Source organism: Corynebacterium glucuronolyticum DSM 44120 (assembly GCF_030440595.1).
In the GTDB taxonomy this organism is placed as follows: domain Bacteria; phylum Actinomycetota; class Actinomycetes; order Mycobacteriales; family Mycobacteriaceae; genus Corynebacterium; species Corynebacterium glucuronolyticum.
The window spans coordinates 1,979,162-2,000,417 of sequence record NZ_CP047452.1 but is presented as its reverse complement, the minus strand read 5'-3'; the positions used below and the strand labels follow the sequence as shown (position 1 = coordinate 2,000,417).

The 21,256-nt window shown below is 57.6% G+C and carries 28 protein-coding genes; all 28 read left to right on the top strand.

Features of this window, described 5'->3' with window-relative positions:
* Window positions 1-29: 29 nt before the first annotated feature.
* The 28 genes from CGLUCO_RS08850 (at window position 30) to CGLUCO_RS08715 (ending at window position 21,238) form a co-directional block, all read left to right on the top strand.
* Window positions 30-257 (top strand): hypothetical protein, encoded by a 228-nt coding sequence (locus CGLUCO_RS08850; RefSeq protein ID WP_084036470.1) that lies wholly within the window; start codon window positions 30-32, stop codon window positions 255-257.
* 349 nt (window positions 258-606) lie between these two features.
* Window positions 607-756 carry a hypothetical protein gene (locus CGLUCO_RS08845; RefSeq protein ID WP_159447590.1) on the top strand — a complete coding sequence of 50 codons (150 nt, stop codon included), beginning with the start codon at window positions 607-609 and terminating at the stop codon, window positions 754-756.
* Between the two features lie 5 nt (window positions 757-761).
* Window positions 762-1,004: a hypothetical protein gene (locus tag CGLUCO_RS08840; RefSeq protein WP_084036471.1), complete on the top strand. Its 243-nt coding sequence runs from the start codon at window positions 762-764 to the stop codon at window positions 1,002-1,004.
* The gene (locus CGLUCO_RS08835) at window positions 1,001-1,387 is read left to right on the top strand and encodes a hypothetical protein (protein WP_084036472.1); all 387 of its coding nucleotides are present in this window, start codon (window positions 1,001-1,003) and stop codon (window positions 1,385-1,387) included. Before CGLUCO_RS08840 ends, CGLUCO_RS08835 begins: the two co-directional genes overlap by 4 nt.
* A gap of 2 nt (window positions 1,388-1,389) precedes the next feature.
* Window positions 1,390-1,872 carry a hypothetical protein gene (locus CGLUCO_RS08830; RefSeq protein WP_084036473.1) on the top strand — a complete coding sequence of 161 codons (483 nt, stop codon included), beginning with the start codon at window positions 1,390-1,392 and terminating at the stop codon, window positions 1,870-1,872.
* Window positions 1,865-2,296 (top strand): hypothetical protein, encoded by a 432-nt coding sequence (locus tag CGLUCO_RS08825; protein ID WP_084036474.1) that lies wholly within the window; start codon window positions 1,865-1,867, stop codon window positions 2,294-2,296. The genes CGLUCO_RS08830 and CGLUCO_RS08825 overlap by 8 nt, the downstream gene beginning before the upstream one ends.
* Before the next feature lie 105 nt (window positions 2,297-2,401).
* Entirely contained in the window at window positions 2,402-2,575 is a 174-nt protein-coding gene (locus CGLUCO_RS08820) for a hypothetical protein (protein WP_159447591.1), read from the top strand.
* Window positions 2,576-2,677: 102 nt separating this feature from the next.
* The gene (locus CGLUCO_RS08815; RefSeq protein WP_084036475.1) at window positions 2,678-2,887 is read left to right on the top strand and encodes a hypothetical protein; all 210 of its coding nucleotides are present in this window, start codon (window positions 2,678-2,680) and stop codon (window positions 2,885-2,887) included.
* A 13-nt stretch (window positions 2,888-2,900) separates the two neighbouring features.
* On the top strand, window positions 2,901-3,425 hold the full coding sequence (locus CGLUCO_RS08810) for a hypothetical protein (protein WP_084036476.1): 525 nt from the start codon (window positions 2,901-2,903) through the stop codon (window positions 3,423-3,425).
* A gap of 72 nt (window positions 3,426-3,497) precedes the next feature.
* Window positions 3,498-3,812, top strand: a complete 315-nt coding sequence (locus tag CGLUCO_RS08805) for a hypothetical protein (protein WP_084036477.1) — start codon at window positions 3,498-3,500, stop codon at window positions 3,810-3,812.
* A gap of 93 nt (window positions 3,813-3,905) precedes the next feature.
* Window positions 3,906-4,241, top strand: coding sequence for a hypothetical protein (locus CGLUCO_RS08800; RefSeq protein WP_084036478.1), 336 nt, complete (start codon window positions 3,906-3,908; stop codon window positions 4,239-4,241).
* Between the two features lie 229 nt (window positions 4,242-4,470).
* The gene (locus tag CGLUCO_RS08795) at window positions 4,471-4,656 is read left to right on the top strand and encodes a helix-turn-helix domain-containing protein (protein ID WP_260322663.1); all 186 of its coding nucleotides are present in this window, start codon (window positions 4,471-4,473) and stop codon (window positions 4,654-4,656) included.
* Complete coding sequence (locus tag CGLUCO_RS08790; RefSeq protein ID WP_084036480.1) at window positions 4,653-4,910, top strand: hypothetical protein; 258 nt, start codon at window positions 4,653-4,655, stop codon at window positions 4,908-4,910. Before CGLUCO_RS08795 ends, CGLUCO_RS08790 begins: the two co-directional genes overlap by 4 nt.
* A complete protein-coding gene (locus tag CGLUCO_RS08785) occupies window positions 4,910-5,191 on the top strand; it encodes a hypothetical protein (protein WP_084036481.1) in 282 nt (93 codons plus the stop codon). Before CGLUCO_RS08790 ends, CGLUCO_RS08785 begins: the two co-directional genes overlap by 1 nt.
* 17 nt (window positions 5,192-5,208) lie before the next feature.
* Window positions 5,209-5,574: a hypothetical protein gene (locus CGLUCO_RS08780; protein WP_143336901.1), complete on the top strand. Its 366-nt coding sequence runs from the start codon at window positions 5,209-5,211 to the stop codon at window positions 5,572-5,574.
* Window positions 5,571-7,091 (top strand): DUF2800 domain-containing protein, encoded by a 1,521-nt coding sequence (locus CGLUCO_RS08775; protein WP_232622007.1) that lies wholly within the window; start codon window positions 5,571-5,573, stop codon window positions 7,089-7,091. The genes CGLUCO_RS08780 and CGLUCO_RS08775 overlap by 4 nt, the downstream gene beginning before the upstream one ends.
* A gap of 55 nt (window positions 7,092-7,146) precedes the next feature.
* Window positions 7,147-7,725: a DUF2815 family protein gene (locus tag CGLUCO_RS08770; RefSeq protein ID WP_084036483.1), complete on the top strand. Its 579-nt coding sequence runs from the start codon at window positions 7,147-7,149 to the stop codon at window positions 7,723-7,725.
* A 103-nt stretch (window positions 7,726-7,828) separates the two neighbouring features.
* Window positions 7,829-8,044, top strand: a complete 216-nt coding sequence (locus CGLUCO_RS08765) for a hypothetical protein (RefSeq protein WP_143336923.1) — start codon at window positions 7,829-7,831, stop codon at window positions 8,042-8,044.
* Window positions 8,020-10,023 (top strand): DNA polymerase, encoded by a 2,004-nt coding sequence (locus CGLUCO_RS08760; RefSeq protein ID WP_198481381.1) that lies wholly within the window; start codon window positions 8,020-8,022, stop codon window positions 10,021-10,023. The genes CGLUCO_RS08765 and CGLUCO_RS08760 overlap by 25 nt, the downstream gene beginning before the upstream one ends.
* A 16-nt stretch (window positions 10,024-10,039) precedes the next feature.
* Window positions 10,040-12,478, top strand: a complete 2,439-nt coding sequence (locus CGLUCO_RS08755) for a virulence-associated E family protein (RefSeq protein WP_084036371.1) — start codon at window positions 10,040-10,042, stop codon at window positions 12,476-12,478.
* Between the two features lie 589 nt (window positions 12,479-13,067).
* Window positions 13,068-14,441: a DEAD/DEAH box helicase gene (locus CGLUCO_RS08750; RefSeq protein WP_084036350.1), complete on the top strand. Its 1,374-nt coding sequence runs from the start codon at window positions 13,068-13,070 to the stop codon at window positions 14,439-14,441.
* Complete coding sequence (locus CGLUCO_RS08745; protein WP_084036351.1) at window positions 14,438-15,079, top strand: MerR family transcriptional regulator; 642 nt, start codon at window positions 14,438-14,440, stop codon at window positions 15,077-15,079. Before CGLUCO_RS08750 ends, CGLUCO_RS08745 begins: the two co-directional genes overlap by 4 nt.
* 162 nt (window positions 15,080-15,241) lie before the next feature.
* Complete coding sequence (locus tag CGLUCO_RS08740; protein WP_084036352.1) at window positions 15,242-15,931, top strand: RapZ C-terminal domain-containing protein; 690 nt, start codon at window positions 15,242-15,244, stop codon at window positions 15,929-15,931.
* 148 nt (window positions 15,932-16,079) lie between these two features.
* On the top strand, window positions 16,080-16,346 hold the full coding sequence (locus CGLUCO_RS08735; RefSeq protein ID WP_143336875.1) for a terminase small subunit: 267 nt from the start codon (window positions 16,080-16,082) through the stop codon (window positions 16,344-16,346).
* Between the two features lie 19 nt (window positions 16,347-16,365).
* Complete coding sequence (locus tag CGLUCO_RS08730; RefSeq protein WP_084036354.1) at window positions 16,366-18,045, top strand: terminase large subunit domain-containing protein; 1,680 nt, start codon at window positions 16,366-16,368, stop codon at window positions 18,043-18,045.
* A 1-nt stretch (window position 18,046) separates the two neighbouring features.
* Window positions 18,047-19,420: a phage portal protein family protein gene (locus CGLUCO_RS08725; protein ID WP_084036355.1), complete on the top strand. Its 1,374-nt coding sequence runs from the start codon at window positions 18,047-18,049 to the stop codon at window positions 19,418-19,420.
* Window positions 19,420-20,868, top strand: a complete 1,449-nt coding sequence (locus CGLUCO_RS08720; protein ID WP_084036356.1) for a head maturation protease, ClpP-related — start codon at window positions 19,420-19,422, stop codon at window positions 20,866-20,868. The genes CGLUCO_RS08725 and CGLUCO_RS08720 overlap by 1 nt, the downstream gene beginning before the upstream one ends.
* On the top strand, window positions 20,861-21,238 hold the full coding sequence (locus CGLUCO_RS08715) for a hypothetical protein (RefSeq protein WP_084036357.1): 378 nt from the start codon (window positions 20,861-20,863) through the stop codon (window positions 21,236-21,238). Before CGLUCO_RS08720 ends, CGLUCO_RS08715 begins: the two co-directional genes overlap by 8 nt.
* Window positions 21,239-21,256 lie beyond the last annotated feature (18 nt).

The following is a 21,256-nucleotide window of genomic DNA, read 5'->3' as shown; positions in this document are numbered from 1 at the left end:
CAAGACTTAAACATCAGGAAGGAGCTGAGATGACCTACCGCCTCCGCGCCGACGTCCTCGATGAAGCCATCGAAATCACCGGCGCCAAAAGCGACGACCAACTCGGCCAGGCCTTCCTCGACCGCACCGGCCAAACCGTCCGCAACTGGCGATTCGGCAAAACCGCACCGGACCTCGCGTCTGTAGCCAAGCTGCAGCGCATCACCGGCCGGGCGTTCGAGGACATGGTCGACATCGCCGAGACCTCCGCCGCCTAAACAAGACTTCTCACAATTTCATACCCGCCACACCGGTGACGGGGCCATGCTGTACCGAAAACTGAAAAGTGCATAGCGCCAGCAAAATACTTGCCCTGCTTGGTGACCCACCTCCCGCCCATTTGCGGGCTAAGGCCGGTCGTAGCAGGGACGCAGGAACCCCCGCCGGGTCGTGACCGAACGAGGTGGCAACCGCATGGCGCGCATACAAATACCCCCGCCCCTGCAAGCCCAAACGGATGGGCACAGCGGATTAGCCGGTTCAACTCCGGCCAGGGGCACCAGCCTCCCGGAATGTGCAGTCCCCAGGAGGCGAAAAACCACCCACAACACACACGAAGGAAAAGCAATGACCACAGAACAGAAGCTACGGGGCCGAACCCGCCTGGCGTGGGCAACCGGGGCGCTCGGCTTCATCGTCGGCGTCATCTACCACGCCATCATCAGCACACCGCCTGTATGGATCGACCAGGTCGCCACGGCCTGCCAAGGAATGTGAGAACAATGCCCCTCCCGACCCTCTATCCGCGCCTGCGGTTCATCTACGACGAAGCCGAGACCTTCACCGCCCTTGGCGAGGAGGCACAGGACCGGCTCATGGAGTACTGCGCATACCGCAGATACCGGTACCCGGGCGCCAGCTCATACAAGCAGCCACGCCTGCTGGATATAGCCCCATTCGTCCTCGCCCGCGAAAACCGCCTACACCCGCTCACCCACGACTACCAAGGAAAGCACAGGAAATGACCGCCCCCTCCCAAACCATCCCCCTCGATGAGCACACCATGCTCCAGCTGGACCCCGACCAGTACGACGAGAACCGCATCAACATTTATTTCGAGTACAACCGCCCTATGGTCGGCCTCCTCGTAGAAACCGGATACATCCCCGCAGACACCCTAGACAAGTCTATTACAGCCTGCGAAACCATTCTGAAAGAAGAAACGACCTACCAGAGGCTGCCAAACGCAGGCGGGTGGATGGTCACCCTCCTAGCAAGCCGCGGATCTAAACGCCTCCAGGTCGAATCCGGCCTAGGAGATGCAGTTATTCGCGTCGAGCTGAGCACCACCACCCTAGCCAGAATAATCGATGCGCTCCGCGCCATAGAGAAGCAGCTGGGGGAGTAGCAATGACCGAAGACCTTCTGAGCACCTTCAGAACCCAGGCCGTTAATGCTGTGAATCTCCTGGCTGTTCTTGATGCCGCTGCCACGGACGCGGAGCGGCTTGATGCCGTTTTCGCCTTCATTGGAACCACAGCCGAGCTGGCAAACCAGATCAGCACCAGCGCCGAGTTGAACACCGATCGCCTCAAAAAATCGGTAGACCGAGCGTACCAGATCATCGGAGATCACGAGGTCGAACTCGTAAATACCGTACGGCGGACTGAAGATGTCGAAAAAGAACTCGCTGAACTGGAAGAAAAGCTCAAGGCACCCGAAAACCCCACAGGAACAGACGACCTTCTCCAAACGGTTGCCACCGCCCATAAGCGTCTCGCCGAGGGACTCCGCAAATTCTCCGACGGCAACTACGACGAAGCGGTCAAAAAGCTAATCACAGCAGAAAAGACCCTCAAAAAGATTGACGGGAAGGAGTACCAATATGACTAAGCACTACAAAACCCACCCACTGGAATCGACACTCCGAGAACACCGACACAACCTTGGCCACGAGTACACCCTCGAAGTTGTTCCTGTACCCAAATGCAATGAGTACTGGGTCAGTGCCGAAACGCACAGCCTTCAAGCCGAAATGAGCATCGACCTCGGTCGAATCGACCTCTACGGCGTAACTCAAACCATCCAGGATCTCACCTCGCTTCTTAGCGGAAAAGACCCCGCCTTTTGGAAGCCTATCGGTTTCCAGGGCGATGGTGAATCTGTAGTCTCCTACGACCCATTTGAAGCACAGTTCTTCCACCTGAAAACACCATGGGGTGATGGTGAAGCCACCATCGACACCAACGCCACAGGGATCGAAGCCTTCGTCGAATTTCTCAAGCTCCTCAAATCGGAGATGGAGGACAACCTATGACTAACCCGCCTGTCGTACCCTACGTGGCCATCGCCATGAAGCTCGGTGATCATCCGGTATTTGACCTGCTGAAGCACATCGTCATGCTGCTGGAAAGGATCTGACATGAGCCTATATGACCTGCTCGATGACGATGACTACATAGACGATCTCACGAAAAAGTTTGAGAAGCTCGCTGACATGCTGTTTCCGCTTTTCATGATCCTCGGGATGATTGTGCTCGCCGGAATCATTCTTTTTTTCACCTGCGGTTTCATCTGGGCGGTGCTCCACGGATGAATCTCCTCGACCTCTATTTTCTGCTTGCCGTCATTGCGATCATGACCGCTGCATCTGTCGCACTCGCCCTACTACTCACCTAAAGAAAGACACCTCCCTCTCATGTATTTGAAAAACAAAACCTGGCAATACCGTCGCGATTTCGCGGGAACCTTCGCCTGCCCACACTGCGGCTACGAGCATGAAGGCTGGGGGTACGACGATGCCCATTTCCACCACGATGTCATCCCCACCATGGAGTGCCCCAAATGCAGAAAAACCGGCGGCGGCCCCATCACCTATCCGACCATCCCAGCCGGAATCGAAATCTAGGAGAAAAACCAGGATGAAAAAGCGCATACAGCTCGGTGACCTCCCGGCCCGTAAGCGGCTCGCCTACGCAGGACGGTGGGCATGGTCGAAGCAATTCAAAAGATTCGTCCTCATCATCGGCGACACCGGCGACCTCACAGCTATTGCTAACCCCGGCGAACCAATCACACAATACGTCCCGCCTAAAGATATCGAAGTGCCCATGGACATGCCACCCGTGTGGGAGATAAAGCAGGCCGCGGATGTCATTCCTGACCACTACGCCTACTACCCAGGCACCACCGCCCACATACACATCCCACTGGCAGACCCTACAGCTGCTACCAGCAAGCAGTCCCCCTACGAGGCCCAGGCTGAGCACCTCTTACAGCAAGCGGAAGGCATCATCACTGACATTCGGCACCCGGCGAGCTGCCAAGGTGAGCTCACAATGATGCACGCATGGGCGGAAATTGCACACGTTTACGCCGTCCTCCACCTCGCGGACAAGCTCGATTACCTATTTGACAACTACCTATACAACGTGGGGAACGACTAAATGCCCTGGCTACGCATTGCCATCAATGACCCCACCATCCCAGCCGGAATCGAAATCTAGGAGAAACGCAACATGATCACTCAAAACTGGGCGCGTAAACACGCCCGTGGAGACCAGATTCTCACCCTCGCAGAGCAGGATGAACAGATAATCCACCGCTTGGACGGGAACATTCGCGACGCGTACGGGAACATCCAAACACGTTTCAGCGACCTCGAAACAGCACTTGATAAGGCCGTTGACAAGCTCAATGAAGGTGAGATCTTCAACCTTGCTGAGCTTGATCTAGCCCGAATTGAATATGCGGGTCTCGCAAGAGACATGGAGATATTCATTGATGCAGTATTCGAATACAACACGGCGATCAATACACGAGGGGCCGACTAATGCCCTGGCTGCCAAGCTTCGTCAGCCCAGACGACTGGCTACGCATCGCCATTGATGAAGAACCAGACGAAGAGGAAAGGGAGGAAGAAGAAGATGCCTGTCAATGCTGAAATCACCGACGAAGCTAAAGGCATTAAACAAGAGCTGGACAACATCGTCGGTTTTCTCAAGTACGCAGCCCATGACCTTGAAACCGGAATCCCCGGAGCCGTCTACCCCGGTGAAGACCTCCACCCGCACATGTGGGAACGACTCAGCAGGCTCACGTACCACCTAAGAAGCATCGCTATCGACTGCAGCACTCTCTCCATGTCCCTGGACAGATACACGTATCACATCGGTGTGGAATTCCTCCCCGATGATTGGCGGGTCGTCATCATGGATGACCTCGAAAACCTCGCTGACACGCTCGGCCGAAAGGAAGCCTGAACGGTTTACTACCTGGGGTTCGATTCCCCAGGCAGGCACAAGGACCGTGGGGTCGCTGCTCCCCGTGGGTACGTCTCAGCACTAAGGGCGCACCCCACCACCCATACTCCGGTGGTGGGCACTACGCACCTGCCCCACGATCCGAAAAAAACCTCCCCAGCACACACTCAGCGCGCCGGGGAGGCTCCCACAGTCACACATCCAGAAAAGCAAAAAGGAAGGAGACACCTTGAGTGTACCAAGAACTTACTCGCTCACAGAAACAGCGGAAATCTTAGGAATGTCGAAGGCAACCATCAGCCGCTTCGTGCAGCGGGGAAAAGCCGACCAGCTGAAGCCCATCAAACTGGGCACAGCAATCCGCTTCCCCCGCGCGGTCATCGACAAGCTCGCCCCACAGGGTGATGCCGCATGAGACGCCTCGTCCCACTCCCGAACCTCGCCGAATACCTGGAGACCTGGCAGCGCGTCTTCCCCGATGCGCCACTGACCATCAGGGACAAAGTGTCGGAGCTCCTGGACGAGCTAGACCGCGCGCCGGGAGGTGATGACCCTGTGACCCGCATGATGTATTGGCCAAGTGATGAGGAGATCGTGGAGCGCTACGCAGCACCCTCCTATGGCCACACCGACAGCAACGAAGAAGTAGACGAAGAGGAGGACACCTAGTGCCTGCTTTCACCGCGCGCATCCCCAGCCGATGGGCGCAGCGAGAACACCCGAAACTATGGACTGCGAACCCCAAGCAAATCCTGCTCGTAATCGCACCCACCAGGAACCGGGCAATCCAAGAGCTTTCCGCCCATGCCGGGCCCTCCCGGGGAACCCACTGGGATGATTTACAGCCCGCCTCCCGCGGGGCGCTAGCCCAGCTCCTTAAAGAGCCGGATGTGCATGGTATTTCCCACATTCTCATGTCCGGCCGTAACCCGATAAACCTTAACGCCTAGTAGAAAGGCATATGACCATGAATTGGTTATCGAAATCACTCGCCCTCGACCTCATCGCCATCATCATTGATGGCTTGACCAAGGCATCGAACCGAATCGAAAAAGAGCCCGACCCAGAGACGGGCGACTGGCCGCCGACCGCGCCCGACACCGAGCCGACGAAAAAGCCGGAACCCACCGAGAGTAAAATGCCGGCTCCCGCGCCGAAGCCCACGGTCACCCTCGAAGAGGTTCGTGACACCATGGTGAAACTGACCAAGGAGAAGGGCCGCAGCGCCGTCCGCAGCATCCTTGATGCAGTCGATGCACCGAAGCTCACGAAAGTGCCCGAAGACAAGCTCGGGACGGTGCTCGAGCTTGCCAAGAAGGAGCTCGCATCATGAGCGACTACCTCCCCCTGATTTTTATTCAGGACATCGACCCCGACGACCCGGCCGACCTCAAGGCACTAAAAGAGACCGTCAAAGAGCAGAAGCTTACACACCTTCAGCTTCACACGAATGAGATTCATCATCTGCGGAATTTTGACGCCATCCTCAAAAAATCAATCGCGGTCAACACCGTCGGCAAGGGTGACCAGTACATGCGTTTCCAATATCCGAAGATCCGCTCACTCGGCGTCATACCCGACGATGACCACGTGGCCGCCCACCCTGATGGAACCGCCCCGACTAAGGAAAAAACAGCCGAGAAAACCCCCGATGAGGAGCAGGACACCGACCAGACAGACACCCGGCAAGTAGCGCACGCCGATAGGGCTCACGCGGTCCTCTCCGCATCTAGCGCAAGCAGGTGGTTACACTGTACCCCCTCCGCCCTCCACAACGCTGTAGGGGAGCACAGGGAAACAGAAGCCACCCGGCAGGGTACGGCAGCCCATGAGCTCGCCGAATGGAAGGCACACAGCAAGCTCCTGCCGGAAACCGAACCCCAGACTCTCCCCGCTGATGTCGATGCCTACCGCGACACGGAAATGGACCGGTACACCGACGAGTATGTCTCCTTCATCACCGATACTTTCGAGGGGCTGAAACCCCACGGGGCGGTACTGCTTCTCGAACAACGCCTGGACTTCTCCAAGTGGGTACCGGAAGGATTCGGCACCGGCGACGCAGTCATCATCGCCGACGACACCATCCACGTCATCGACCTCAAATATGGCGCTGGCGTCCTCGTCGACGTGGAGGAAAACCCACAGCTCAGCCTGTACGGCCTAGGAGCCATTGGCACCTTCGGTGACCTCTACGACCTGGAGAAGGTGAAGCTCACCATCTACCAGCCGAGACGAGGAAACATCGGCACCTGGGAAACCACCGTCGACGCCCTTCTCGACTGGGGTGAGAGCATCGTCAAGCCCGCGGCCGACCTGGCCATCAAAGGCGAGGGTGATTACCAGGCCGGCGACTGGTGCCAATTCTGCCGAATCCGCGCAACCTGCACCGCCCGCGCAGAGGAAAACCTCGCCCTTGCTCGGTATGAGTTCGCTCCCGCAGCCGAGCTCACGGACGAGCAGCTGGCGGAGATTATGCAGCAGATTCCCAAATTCAAAAAATGGGCTGCCGACGTGGAACGCTACATGACCGCCCAGGCTGTCGACCACGGGCGCACCTACCCCGGTCTCAAGGTTGTGGCCGGGCGTGCCATCCGCAAATACATCGACGAGCAGAAGGTCGCTGACGCTGCTATCGAAGCCGGATACCCCGATGTTTTCGATAAGAAGCTCATCGGTATCACCGCGATGGAACGTTACCTCGGCAAGAAGACCTTCCAGGAGGTGCTGGGCGAGCTGGTCCACAAACCGGCCGGCAAACCCATGCTTGTCCCCGAATCAGACAAGCGCCCCGCCATCAAGATTGGTGCCGAAGCTGAATTCAATGATCTAGACCAGGGCGCCGCATAAACCCGCGCCATCCAAACCCCCAAGTACAAGACACAAGCACAGAAAGGCTTAAAACATGTCTATCCGTATCATCATCCCCGCCCGCCTCTCCTACGAGCACGTCTGGGAGCCCAAAGCAATTGGCGACTCCGAACCCAAGTACTCCGCGTCGCTCATCATCCCCAAGTCTGACACCAAGACCATCGAGGAGATCGAGCAGGCCATCCAGAAAGCCATCGACGAGGGTGTGGCAAAGAAATTCGAGGGCAAGCGCCCCAAGGACGCAGTCCTCAAGCTCCCGCTCCGTGACGGCGACCTGGAACGCGACGAGGATGCAGCCTACGCCGACTCTATGTTCCTGAACGCCTCCTCCAAAGACGCTCCGGGGATCGTGGATCGCCGTGCAAAGCCCATCATGGACCGCTCCGAGGTTTACTCAGGCTGCTACGTCAACGTCTCCATCAGCTTGTACCCCTTCAACTTCCAAGGCAAGAAGGGGATCGCTGCGGGGCTTGGCAATATCCAGAAGGTGAAGGACGGTGAGCCCCTGGGTGGCCACACCATCATGGCGGAGGATGAATTCTCTGTCCTCGACGATGGCGATGATGACCGTGGTGGTTTTGATTCTGATGATGCAGATGATCTGCTCGGCTAGCTGACTGCCGCCGGTAGGGGTGGTTCTCCTTTGACGGCCTGTCTGGGAGGGCCACCCCCCTTTTTATCCCCACACTAAACCCCCTCTTTTTCTTTACTCACAAATGACACTTAGCGCCCTCACCCTCGCCAAACGCATCCACAAGCAATACGAAATCAAAGCCCAATGCCAGACCGCCTTCTACTCGCGACGCCACTGGGAAGACATAGGTGACGTTTGCCAACAGGAATTTTTAGACGTGGCCAAGGCCATCCTTGACGGCGAAACATCGTTGAATGGCCACCCGATCCCCGCATGGGCCATAGCACTCAACAAGTAAGGACAGCCACGAAAACACTCTCAATTGACATCGAAACGTACAGCTCAAACGACATCGCCAAGGGTGGCGCCTACAGGTACGCCGATGCTGACGACTTCCAGATCCTACTCTTCGCCTACTCCGTAGATGAGGGGCCCGTGAAGCTTGTCGACCTCGCCCAGGGTGAGAAGATCCCCCAGGCCGTCATCAAAGCGCTCTTCGATGAAAATGTCACGAAGTGGGCGTTCAATGCAAACTTCGAGCGCGTCTGTCTCTCCCGCTGGGCGCGTGACGCCGGAATCCTCGCCCCCGGTGAATTCCTCAACCCTCACGGGTGGCGCTGCACCATGGTCTGGGCTGGTGCCCTTGGGCTGCCCGTCTCACTTGCCAAGGCCTCCGAAGCACTCGGCCTAGAGATCGAAAAAATGGAGGAGGGCAAGAAGCTTATCCAGAAATTCTGCGTGCCACACAACCGGGAGCAGGCGAGCCTGTTTAACCCCCAGCGTGACCCGCAGAATCGGCCGGAGGATTACCCGGAGGACTGGAAAGTTTTTTGCGAGTACAACGTCCGCGACGTCGAGGTGGAGCTCGGCATCCGCGAGAAGTTGAACCCCTGGCCGTTGGAGGATTGGATCTGGGACCAGTACGCGACTGACCAGGCCATCAACGACAACGGAATCTACATTGACCTAGAGCTTGCCGAGCAGGCCGTCAAGGCCGATGAGCACCACCACGAGCAGCTTTCTGCCGAAGCCTGCGAAATAACCGGCCTTGCTAACCCAAACTCCGTGCAGCAGCTGCGCGGGTGGCTAGAAGAGCAAGGACAACCCCTGAACTCCCTCGCCAAGGCAGCCATCGCGGAAGCCCTAGAAACCGCCACCGGTGACGTGAAACGCGTCCTCGAACTGCGCCAAGAACTCGCGAGAAGCTCCGTCAAAAAATACCGAGCCATGATGCGCGCCACGTGCCACGACGGCAGGGCGCACGGTCTCCTCCAGTTCTATGGTGCAGCCCGCACAGGACGTTGGGCAGGAAGGCTCATCCAGGTGCAAAACCTCCCACAAAACCACCTGCCCGACCTCGCAACCGCCCGCGGCCTCATCCGTGAAGGCGACGCAGACCTCGTCGACCTCCTCTATAGCTCCCTCCCAGACACCCTGTCCCAACTAATCCGCACCGCGTTTATCCCCCGCAATGGCCATAAGTTCATTGTGGCCGACTACAACGCCATCGAAGCGAGGGTCTTAGCTTGGTTGTCTGGCCAAACCTCCACCCTCACCGCCTTCGAGGAAGGCAAAGACCTCTACTGCCACACCGCTTCAGCGATGTTCGGTGTGCCCGTCGAAAAACATGGCATCAATGGCCACCTAAGACAAAAAGGCAAAATCGCTGTTCTCGCCTGCGGATACGGTGGCGGTCCCGGTGCCCTCAAAGCGATGGGAGCCCTCAAAATGGGCATCGAAGAAGACGAACTGCAACCCATCGTAGAGGACTGGCGGGGTGCAAACCAGATGGTCACAAAATACTGGGACGAGGTGAACCGGGCAGCCATCAAGGTGATCAAAACCGGCAAGCCGCAAACCGTCCGCGGGGTGGAATTCACCCTCGACAAGCACATGATGTGCATCACTCTCCCATCCGGCCGACGCCTGCACTACCCGAAGGCCGAAATAGGGGAGAACAAGTGGGGCAACCCGTCCATCACCTTCTTAGGTGTAGGCGTCAACCGGAAATTCCAGCGGATTGAGACCTATGGCGGGAAGCTCACCGAGAACATCACACAAGCTGTCGCCCGCGACTTGCTCGCCCATGCCCTCACAACCGTCACAGACGCGGGCTACCGGATTGTCATGCACGTTCACGATGAGATGGTCGTCGATACCCCCATGGACGCAGACATAGACACCCTGTGCGCGCTCATGTCCCAAACCCCCTCCTGGGCAGCAGGCCTGCCCGTCAAAGCAGACGGCTACGAATGTGCCTTCTACCAAAAAGATTAGCTAAGGAGTGATCATCATGAGCCGTGAGCTCAAGGTCGCGACCGCACCAACAAGGCTCGCCAAAACCTGGAAAAACACCCTCACCAGCTGGGGAGAACTCCTAGAAAAACTCTCCGCCCCACACGTCGGCGTCGACACGGTCACTGAGTACCACAAGGCCGCCAAAGCAAAGCGCGCCGAGTGGAAAGACGTGGGCGGGTTCGTCGGTGGGCACCTGGCGCAGGGTCGTAGGCGCAAAGGCCACGTCCTATCCCGCTCGGTGCTGAGCCTTGACCTTGATACGCCCCCCGTGGATCTTCTCGAGCGCCTGCCACTCCTCCTCACCGTCGAATGGGCCGTTTACTCCACGCACTCGCACCTTCCTGACGAGCCCAGGCTCCGGCTCGTCATCCCCCTGTCACGGGATGTCAGCGAGGACGAGTACCCCGCACTTGGCCGACGCATCGCGGCAGATGTCGGCATCGACTACTTCGATGACACCACGTATGAGCCCCACCGAATGATGTATTGGCCATCGCACCCCAAGGATGGTGAATTCCTCTACCACCACCACGAGGGGCCATGGCTTGACCCCGATGAGCAGCTCGCACGCTACGACGACTGGCGTGACGTCTCCACGTGGCCAACCTCCTCCCGCCAAACCTTGGCCATCGAGGACAGGGCCGGAAAACAAGCAGACCCGCTGCAAAAACCCGGCCTCGTGGGTGCCTTCTGCCGCGCCCACACGATTGAGGACGCTATCGCCATGCTGGGGGAGAAGGTCTACACCGAAGCAGGTGACGGCCGATTCTCCTACGTGCCGGGCGAATCCGTCGCCGGTGTGGTCACCTATGACGGGAAATTTTCCTACAGCTGGCATGCCACCGACCCGGCAGGCGAGCAGCTTGTCAACGCCTTCGACCTCGTCCGCATCCACCGATACAGCACCGAGGATGAAGAGACACTGGCAGCTAAGCCAAAGACGCCCACCAACCGGCTGCCCTCCTTCAAGCTCATGACCGAGTTTGCATCGGAGGATAAGGCCACCAGGCGGGTGTTGGCCACAGAGCGTCAGGAGCAGGCAGCCGCCGAATTCAGCGTCCTCACCGACAGTGACAGTGACAGTGACAGTGAGCCCCAGCCGGACCCAGAATGGGAAACCCAACTTGACCTGAAAAAGAACGGTACCCTGCAAGATTCCCTCTCCAACTTCGTCACCATCCTCGGAAACGACCCAAAACTGCACGCCATCGCCTGGAACGAGCACGCCTCCAATATCGACGTTCTCCCCGGGGAGCCCCTGCCATGGAAACGCACCAAACAAGCCTGGACAGACACTGATCTTGCCCAGCTCAAGGTCTATATCGAGCACACCTACACGGGGCTGTACGCCCCCACGAAAACAAAGGAAGCCCTGATTGCTGTGGCCGCTAACCGTTCATTTCACCCCGTCCGCAACTACCTCAAGGCTCTCCCACCCTGGGATGGGGTGGAGCGCGTCGACACCCTACTAGTCACCTACCTGGGAGCAGACGACAACATCTACACCCGCGCTGTGACAAGGAAGACGCTTGTGGCTGCGATTGCCCGCGTCATGAGGCCAGGCATCAAGTTTGATCAGGTCCTCATCCTCAACGGTCCGCAGGGCGTTGGTAAATCCACGCTTTTCGCAAAGCTTGCCGGAGAGTGGTTCTCTGATGCGCTGACCATGACAGATATGAAGGACAAGACGGGTGCGGAGAAGCTGCAAGGCCACTGGATCATTGAGATCGGCGAGCTCTCCGGCATGCGGAAGATGGAGGTCGAAATCGTCAAGTCCTTCATCTCGAGGACGGATGACAAATACCGCCCCGCCTACGCCAGTGTCGTAGAATCACACCCCCGCCAGTGCATCATTGTCGGCACCACCAACGCCGAGGACGGCTTCCTTCGCGACATCACCGGTAACCGCCGGTTCAGCCCCGTAAAGGTCACCGGCGTCGGGGAGAAGAAGGCATGGGAGGTGACCGACGAAGAGGTGAAGCAAATTTGGGCTGAAGCGCTGACGTACTACAAGGCTGGGGAACCCTTGCACCTCACGGGTGAGGTCGCTGAGCTTGCCCGCGTGCAGCAAGATGACGCCATAGAGACCGATGACCGTGTGGGGCTTGTCGCTGACTTCCTCGAAAAGAAGCTTCCCGCCGACTGGGATATGATGCCGTTGCATCAACGCCGCGCGTATCTCAGTGGCGCAAGTGGGGAATTCGGAATGGCCGGCGTCACAGACGGGGTGGAGCGAGCTACGGTAACGAACCCGGAGATTTGGGCGGAGTGCTTCGGTAATGAGCCAGCAGCGCTACAGCGAAAGGATTCGTATGAGATTGCGTCCATCATGAAGCAGATAAAGGGGTGGGAGAGGAGTGAATCGCGTGAGCGTGTTCCGCTCTATGGAAGGCAGCGTGTGTACCGGCGCAAGGCCCCGGGCGGTAGCCAATAATATTCGAACATTCATTACTGGGACGAGCCGGGACGAGCCGGGACAGGCGACGTGGACAAGGTTGTCCCAAGCGTGAAACGAGGAAAACGGTGGGACAAGGAAAAAGAATGGAAAACCGGATTGTCCCCGAGTTGTCCCAAAGGTTGTCCAACCATAAAAACGGCTATAACCTCTATGTTTTCTTTATTTATCTTCTTTTGGGACAAGAGGGACAAGAAAATACTAGGAAACGATATAGATAGTGAAAATAGGTATATATACACCCCTAAACACCTAATACAGAGAACTATATGGATTCGCCTAGATTTTGTCCCAGAAAGGCCAAAAATGGACGAGAAGTCAATCGAACAAAACCTGAGAAAACAGGTTCAACGGATCGGTGCACGAGCTGTCAAACTCACTTCTCCAGGTACCGCAGGAATGCCTGACAGACTTCTTCTCTTACCCGGAGGAAAAGTCATCTTCGTCGAACTAAAAGCATCGAGAGGCCACCTCCGGCCAATCCAAAAGAGACGCCACGAACAGCTACGCGCCCTCGGATTCACGGTCCGCACCATCAACAGTCAAAGACAAATAGACGAGCTGATCAATGAAATACAAACCTCACGACTACCAGGCCTACGCCACTGAATTCATCTGCGAGCACCAAGAAGCAGCTCTCTTTCTCCAAATGGGCCTCGGCAAGACAATCATCACACTGACAGCCATAGACGAGCTGCTTAATGACTATTTCGCCGTGGAGAAGGTTCTCATCGTTGCCCCGCTGCGTGTCGCCCGCGACACCTGGCCACAAGAATTACAAAAATGGGACCACCTCAAAGCGCTCACCTACTCAGTGCTCGTCGGCACCCCGAAACAGCGCCGAGACGCCCTTAACCATACAGCCGATATTTACATCATCAACCGAGAAAACATTCCCTGGCTGGTCAAAGAACTAGGCAAGGCCTGGCCATTCGACATGGTCATCATTGACGAGCTGTCCAGCTTCAAAAATCACAAGGCCAAACGCTTCAAAGCCCTAACGAAAGTACGGTCACGCATCAGGCGGATAGTCGGCTTGACCGGCACCCCCTCCTCCAATGGCCTCCTCGACTTGTGGGCACCGTTCCGGCTCCTTGACGGTGGCAAGCGTCTCGGAAGGTTCATCACCCACTACCGTGAGCGGTTCTTCCGGCCGGGAAAATCTAACGGACATCAAGTCTATGAATGGCTCATCATGCCAGGCTCCGAGGAGAAGATATACGAGCTCATCGGCGATATCACCATCTCCATGGAGACCGCCGACTACCTCCAACTACCGGAGGTAACTGACCAATCCCATGAGGTCGCCATGCAGCCGAAGGAAAAAGCCCTGTACGACAATCTCAAGCGTGACATGGTTGTTCAGGTCAGGGATACTGTCATTGATGCCGGCAACGCCGGAACGCTTTCCGGCAAGCTCATGCAGCTCGCATCCGGCGCCATCTACATCTATGACGAAATAACCAGCGAGCAGACCGGCTGGGAACCGATACATTCAGCAAAAATAGACGCCCTCGGTGACGTCATCGAAGCTGCCAATGGCGCATCAGTGCTAGTTGCTTACTGGTTCAAGCACGAGCGCGAGAGGATCCTCGAGGCCTACCCCGATGCCCGGCCGTTGGAGAGCTCCGAGGATTTCACAGCGTGGAATGAGGGCCGCATCCCCGTCGGCCTTATCCACCCCGCTAGTGCTGGTCATGGGTTGAATCTGCAGGCAGGCGGGCATATCCTGGTGTGGGTGACCACCCCCTGGTCACTGGAGCTCGTCCAGCAGACTAACGCCCGTCTGAACCGCCAGGGGCAAACCCACCCGGTAAGTATCATTCATCTCGTCACACGGGGAACCATCGACGAGCGTGTTACCCGCGCGCTCGCCACAAAATCAGCAACCCAGCAGCAGCTGATCAGCGCTGTGAAAGCAGAGTTAGGAGACCCCCAGTGACCACAATTGATGAATTCCAATCAGCTGTAAAAGCTCTGAAAGAAGCATTTTTTCAGCTCGAATCACTCAAAGCTGAGCGCCCTGTAAAGCCAAAACCCGTCAGGAAAATGGTTCCTCACTTTGGTCCGGCGTCGCCAACCCCGGATAGGGATTGGGGGCTTAACCTTGAGGACTGCTTGCTGCACGAGCGGTTGGATGAGCGGATACCGGGTGGACTACTCAATATGGCTCATGATGCGCTGTCCTACACTACGCGGGGGGATCGGGTGATTGAACCGATTACCGGTCCGATGGTGTGCGCGCACCTGTGGAGGGAAGCGGATGAGATTGTCCAGCGGTTCCCCGTTGTCGAGGACTTGGTCGAATTGATGGTGACGCAGGCGGGTTTTATTGCGAGGGAGTGTGAGCTGCGTGAGCGCTCGCAGGGGATTGAGGCCGGTGCTCCGCAGGCGCAGGCTCGGATGACCTCATCGGTTATCTGTCCGCTGCTAGCGCAGCGTGGGTATGATGTTTCGCCCGAGTTGTTGAGGCAGTGGGTGAAGCGGGGGAAGATTACGGCTTACGTGCAGGGTGGGCGCAACTATTACAAGTTGGAGGAAATTTTGCGTGTGGGTCTTGTGGACTGTCACGGTTGTTGATATAATCGACGTGATGATACCCCTGGGAAACCGGGGGTTTTGTTATGCATAGACTTGCCGGCATCACATTCCAAGGGTTGAGGAGCGCACAACGCGCACCCGCCGAAGTTTCATCTCGACCCGGATGCTGGCACCAATCTTTATGGGAGGTATGAAGAACGCTTGATTCAGATCACCTCCGGAAAACTCGCAGGCACACCAAGAAACGGCTACGTCATTGACGCATCGCGTCTACCGAACCCTTATGATGTGCCGAAGCTCATGCCACGTGACGGCACGAACCGCCTGGTAAAAGAATGGCTTCTCCCACAAATTCAGGATAAGCTCGACCAGTGGGAGAAGGAAATCGCGCTGGGGGAATTCACTGCCGTAACCACCCTTTGTAACGCGGGTCGACACCGTTCCGTCGCTGTCGCCGAGGAGCTCGCCAGCAGGCTAAAAGCCCAAGGTCACAGCGTTACCGTTAAGCATCGTGAGATTAAGCCTAAGAAGAAAGAATCCGCCGCGAAACGAGGCTACGGCGCAGCTCACAAGGTCAAACGACAGCAACTCCTGTACAGCCTTCGCGACGGTACCGAGTGTGACTACTGCGGCCGGCCGATGTACAAGGATTCGGCGCGGAATTTCGACGGCGCTGCGCTTGAAGCGGACCATTTACAGCAGGATAAAGGCCATTTAGCTGCGCGTTTGCTTCACCGGCAGTGTAACCGAAAGATGAGTCAGCCGGGCTCGTGGGTTGAGCACGGACCGGAGTGGTACGCGGCGCATGAGCAGTTGCCTATTGATGGCTCGCTGGATTGGCCGACTGGTAGAGTCGTGGCATGGATTGATAGGGGTGGCCAAAAAATCTGAGCCCGCCCGGAGGGACTCCCCCTCCCGGCCACTGGACAGAGTCTCGGGTTCTCTCTCTGAGCTGGAACGGGGGCTCGCGCGAGTAGACACAGCAATTCGGGCGATTGCAGGCGATAACAGGATATTTAGACGACCTGGAGGCGTTGACATGGGAAAAATGCTCGATTCAGTGGACGGAGCCGTCGCAGCAGCCACACATCTGACTGCCGACGACCAAGCAAGCATCGAAGTGGCCCGCGAACTGGCCACATACATAGACGAAGCTAATGCTTCAGGAGACCAGGCGAGGATCGACAAGACAACATTCGGCGCCTACCCGACCCTGAACAAGGTCTTGACCGGTCTTGGGCTTAATCCTGAGGGAAAACAGAAGCTAGGCTTGCTGGTGCTCGACGAGGAGGTCGAGCCCTTCTAACAGGTAGGAGGTGGCTGGCGTGACGTTGACGCTGCCGAGGATATTTACCCCACCTCTGCGAGATCTCTCCGAGTCGGATGCCACCTGGGGATACGATTTCGCTTGGTTCTGCCGTGAGATCCTGCACTCGCCACTGTCTGACTACCAGGAATGGCTGGGTATTCACGTCCTTGAGGTGCTGACCAAAGAGGATGCTGTTGCTTTCGCCAAGCTGGAGGATAATCCAGAGGTTGAGTTGGCGAAAGTCGAGCGACTTTACGCCCAGCCGGTGGTCAAGGGTGGCCGTCCGATCCCGAATGGCAGGCTGCGGTTCACCTACGTCCTCATCCTGATCAGTCGTCAGAACGGCAAGACTGACTTCGTGAAGAAGCTGATCAAGTACTTCTTTTTCCGGCGTCGGGTTCCGGAGATTATGGCTGCGGCGCAAACGCTGAATAAGGCGATTGACCTGTGGAATGAGATTCTGCTTGAGATTGAACTGGATCCTGTGCTGTCCCGGTCTTTGGGGCGGGTAGATCACTCGAAGGGTGGGCAGGCGTTCTGGTCGAAGGATAGGCGGAGGCGTTACAGGCCGGTGGGAATTGACGAGAACGCCGGTCGTGGTGACACGAATGATCTGCTTTACATTGATGAGCTGCGTACCCAGAAGACCTACGTTGGTGTGAATTCGTTGGAGGCCACCACGACGGTGCCGGACAACGGGTTGATCGTTGCGACGTCGAATGCGGGCGGTGACCATTCGGTCGTACTGCGTGAGACGCGTGAGCGCGCGACTGCACCGATCAAGGATGGCACATGGCGGGATGCGCGTATCGCGATTTTCGAGTGGTCAGCTGATCCCGACAAGGATATTGATGACCAAGATGGGTGGCGTGAAGCAAATCCTGACTTGGGTAACGGTCGTATCACGCTTGCACGGTTGGCTGGTTTCCGCCAGTCGAAGTCGGAGGCTGCGTTCCGCACTGAGCATTTGTGTCAATGGGATTCGGAGATTGACCGTGAGGATTTCGTGCCGATCCTGCCCATGGAACGCTGGGGGCGGTTGGCCGTCGACCGTGAGGTGAAGGTGGGGAAACTTGTTCTTGCGGTGGAGGCAGCCCCGGATGATGGCCTGGTGTCGTTCGTGTCGGCGGGGCAGACCGTACGCGGTGTGCATATTCAGCTGCTTCATACGACCCCGACCTTGGTGGTCGATGACGCTGTCCGGGCGATTGCTGATTTTCGTGATGGGTGTGGTCCGTGCTCAGTTCTTTTGGATAAGGATTCTCCTGCTGGGGTGCTGCAGGCGCCTCTTGCTCGTGAGGGGATTGAGGTGGTGGCCATGACGGGGGCGCGGGTTTCGGCTGCGTGGCGCTCGTTTGAGCAGGCTGTACGTGATGGCACTCTGACCCATGATGGGAATCCGCAATGGGTGAAGGAGTTAGGGGTTGCTGTTCTTCGTGGGGAAGATGGCAAGTACCCCGCTATTGATAGATTCTCGGGCGAGGTTCCTAGTCTTGTCGCTGCGACGTTTGCGGTGTGGGGGTTGAATGATTTTCTTGCTGGGTATGCGGCTGGGCGGCGTAAGGCTATTGAGGTTGAGGAAGTGAAGATGAACCCTGTGGGGGCTTTGCCTCGGTTTGCAGTGAGGCATGAGAAGAAGCGAGGAGGTGTGAGCGTTGGAGAAGCAGCAGCGAGTTTCCGAGGTTGGTCACGCTAGTATGCCGAGGTTTGCGCCGAGGATTGGTACGCGCCCGGGCATGACGTGGTGGGCTAGGCAGTGGGAGCTTGTGGAGATGCGGTCCACGGCGAAGGTTGCTCAGGTGGAGAATGCTATCCGGAAGCCGATTGAGCAGGCAGCGCGGTCGATTGATCCGAACGGGGCACCCGATGAGGTGGTCGCGTTGGTGTCGTCTGATTTGCGTTTGCCGGTGAAGGGGCAGGAGGGGCAAGCCCCGCGGCTTACTGGACGGGTGTCTTTCAATGAGCATGTGAAGATGGCGGTCGATGCGATTTTCACTGGTGTTGAGTTTTTCGAGCAGGTCTACGATGTTGGCTCCGATGGTCGGAATCACCTTCGCAAGCTTGCTCCACGCCCGAATTTGTCGATTCGGAAGATCCATGTCGGTGCTGATGGTGGTCTTGAGGGGATTACCCAGATGGGTGCCAAGGGTGGCAAGGATGTGTTCATCCCCGTGGATCGTCTTGTGGCCTATCGGCATGGTGAGCGTGATGCCACATGGCAGGGCACGTCGGTGTTCGCGGCATCGCGGGACAATTGGCTGGAGCTGATGAAGCTCACCCGGTTGAACTCATTGGTGTTGCAACGTAACGGCATGGGGATCCCGAAATATAAGGCTTCCCAGCTGACGCAGCCGGACCGGGTGCAGGAGGAACTGGACCGTGGGCAGGAATTGGCCGAATCTTATGCGGCCGGTGCCGTCACCGCGTACTCGCTGCCGCCTGGTGCGGACATGCCCGTCGAGGGCGTATCTGGCCAGTTGCCGGATATTCAGCGTGCGATGGAGTTCCACGGCAATCAGATCGCTATCTCCTGCAACGCCACGCATTTGAACCTTACAGGTTCGGGTGGATCATACGCGTTGGCCAATGTTCAGCTGGGCGAATTCATCCAAGGGCTGCAATCCTTGTCGGAGTGGATCGATGACATCGCAAGCCAGCATATTGTGGCTGACCTGGTGCATATTGCGTTCCCGGATTATGAGGGCCCTTTGCCACTTGTGACGTCGACGCGGATTCAGGTCCAGAAGGATCTGACTCCGGGTGACATTTCGCAGCTTGCAGCCCAGGGCGTGCTGACTAAGGAGCCGAACCTGGAGGGGTGGGTGCGTTCGACGTTCCGTATCCCGAAGGCCCGCGAGCTATTTGATGCGCTGAAGGCGAAGAAGAATCTGCGCGATGCGGAGCAAGCTATCGGAGTGTCTCTCTCTGATGATGCCCCGGTGCCTTCGGAGGAGTCCTCCATGCAGTCACCGGCCAGGCAGCCAGTGGATTCCTTGCCATCGGGAGATGAGATTCTTGCTGCCTACATTGACCGGATAACAGGACGAACGAGCACTGGGGAGGTGCGCTAATGGCTGAAATTTTGATGTACGGCCCTATTGGGTTTGATTTTTTTGAACCAGAGAATGAGATCACTGCAAAGGCCGTGATTGACCAGCTTGATGCAGCAGACGGGGAGGATGTGACCGTTCGCATCTCCTCCGGTGGTGGTGATGTCTATGAGGGCATTGCGATCATGAACGCGTTGCAGGATTATGCGGGGAAGGTGACCGTCATTGTCGAATCTTTGGCGGCGTCCGCTGCGAGCTTTATTGCGGTGGGTGGCGCGGATGAGGTGCTTATGCGCCCGTCAGCGGAGATGATGATTCACCGGGCCATGACCTACATGGACGGTAATGCTGATGATGCCCGCAAGACGCTGGAGGATCTGGAACGCCAGGATAAGAAACTGGCCAACATTTACGCAGAGAAGGCGGGTGGCACGGTAGAGGACTGGCTGACAGCCATGTCGGCAGAGACGTGGTATGCCGCCGATGAGGCGGTTGCGGCTGGGCTGGCGGACGGGGTGCTTGAGTCAAAGAAGCAGGAGTCCGCGCGTGAGCCGGTTGCTGCGTCGATGCGTCGCCGGTTCAAATTTGCGAATCGTGCGGCAGCCCCGCCGCCGAAGATCCCCAGCGGTGTGCGGGGGGATGTCAATGATGAGCCCAGTGATGGGCCGAAAGGAGCCAAGATGGATGTCTTGAATCAGCTTGCCCAGGAGCTGGGCAAGAAGCCGGAAGAAGTGCGAAACGCGCTCTCCGGCTTTTTTAATGAGCAGATTGAGGTCGCCACGATTGTGACGGCCGAATACCCGGACGAAGTGGAGGTCGTACCGACCGGCAAGGTCGAGGTGGACCCCACGGAGCCCCTAAATGATGAAGCCGAGGTCACCGCTGAGGTCGGTGATGGCTTCACCTGCGAAGTCGGTGCCGCAGGTGCTGTCACCGTCCGTGCCACAGATGAGGTGAAGGTCGGTGACACCACCGATCTGGCCATCACCGTCGGTGAGGAAACCATCACCGTGAAGGTAAATGTGGTAGCCGCCGACAAGGTCGACAAGGAGACCCCGTCCGAGCCTGCTATCGACCCTGATGTGGCGCCCGCTGGTGACCCGCTGGGGGAGATGGTGGAAGTCCCGCGTGCCCACTTCGATTACCTCAACGAGGTGGCACGCAACTTCGGTAAGGCGCAGGCGGAGCTTGACGAGAAGAACAACGCCGCCCGCGTCGACGAGGATATCGCAGCAGGGCGTTTCGCAGCCGCTATGCGCCTCAAGGCACTGGATGCGCTGCGGGCTGACCCGCAGGCATACCAGCGTTCCTGGGGGTCCCTGCCGAAGAACACCGTCCCAGTCGCTGAACTGGGCAACTCCGGTGCGGAGGCAGTAGAGGAAGCGGCTCGTGAGGGTCGAGAAACACGTGAAAATCTGATGGCAACGGCTGCGGCTCGAGCCAAGAAGGGAAAGAACAACCATGTCTAATCCGGTGTACACGGGTGGCCCCATTGGCTATGAGGCTGCAACCCGCGTAGAAAAGGGCCACCTCGTGGCCATCAAAGACGGCAAGGTGAAGCACGCCGGCGCGGAAGGTGCCATCTTCGGTGCAGTCACCGAGATCGCCGACCCGAAGGACCAGCTTCGCCCCGATAATGTTGCCGTGCATTACGGCAACGTCGCTGTGAAGCTCGTTGTTGATGGTGACGCGAAGGCAATCAAGGCGGGTGCCGCCGTGTTTGCGGCAGCCGATGGTAAGGCGGCAGCTACCGGCACAGTCCAGGTTGGTGTTGCCGTCCGTGACGGTGAGAACGGCAAGATTCTCACCATTCTCAACAACCTGCCGGTGGCAGGCTAACCAGAAAGGATGATGAAG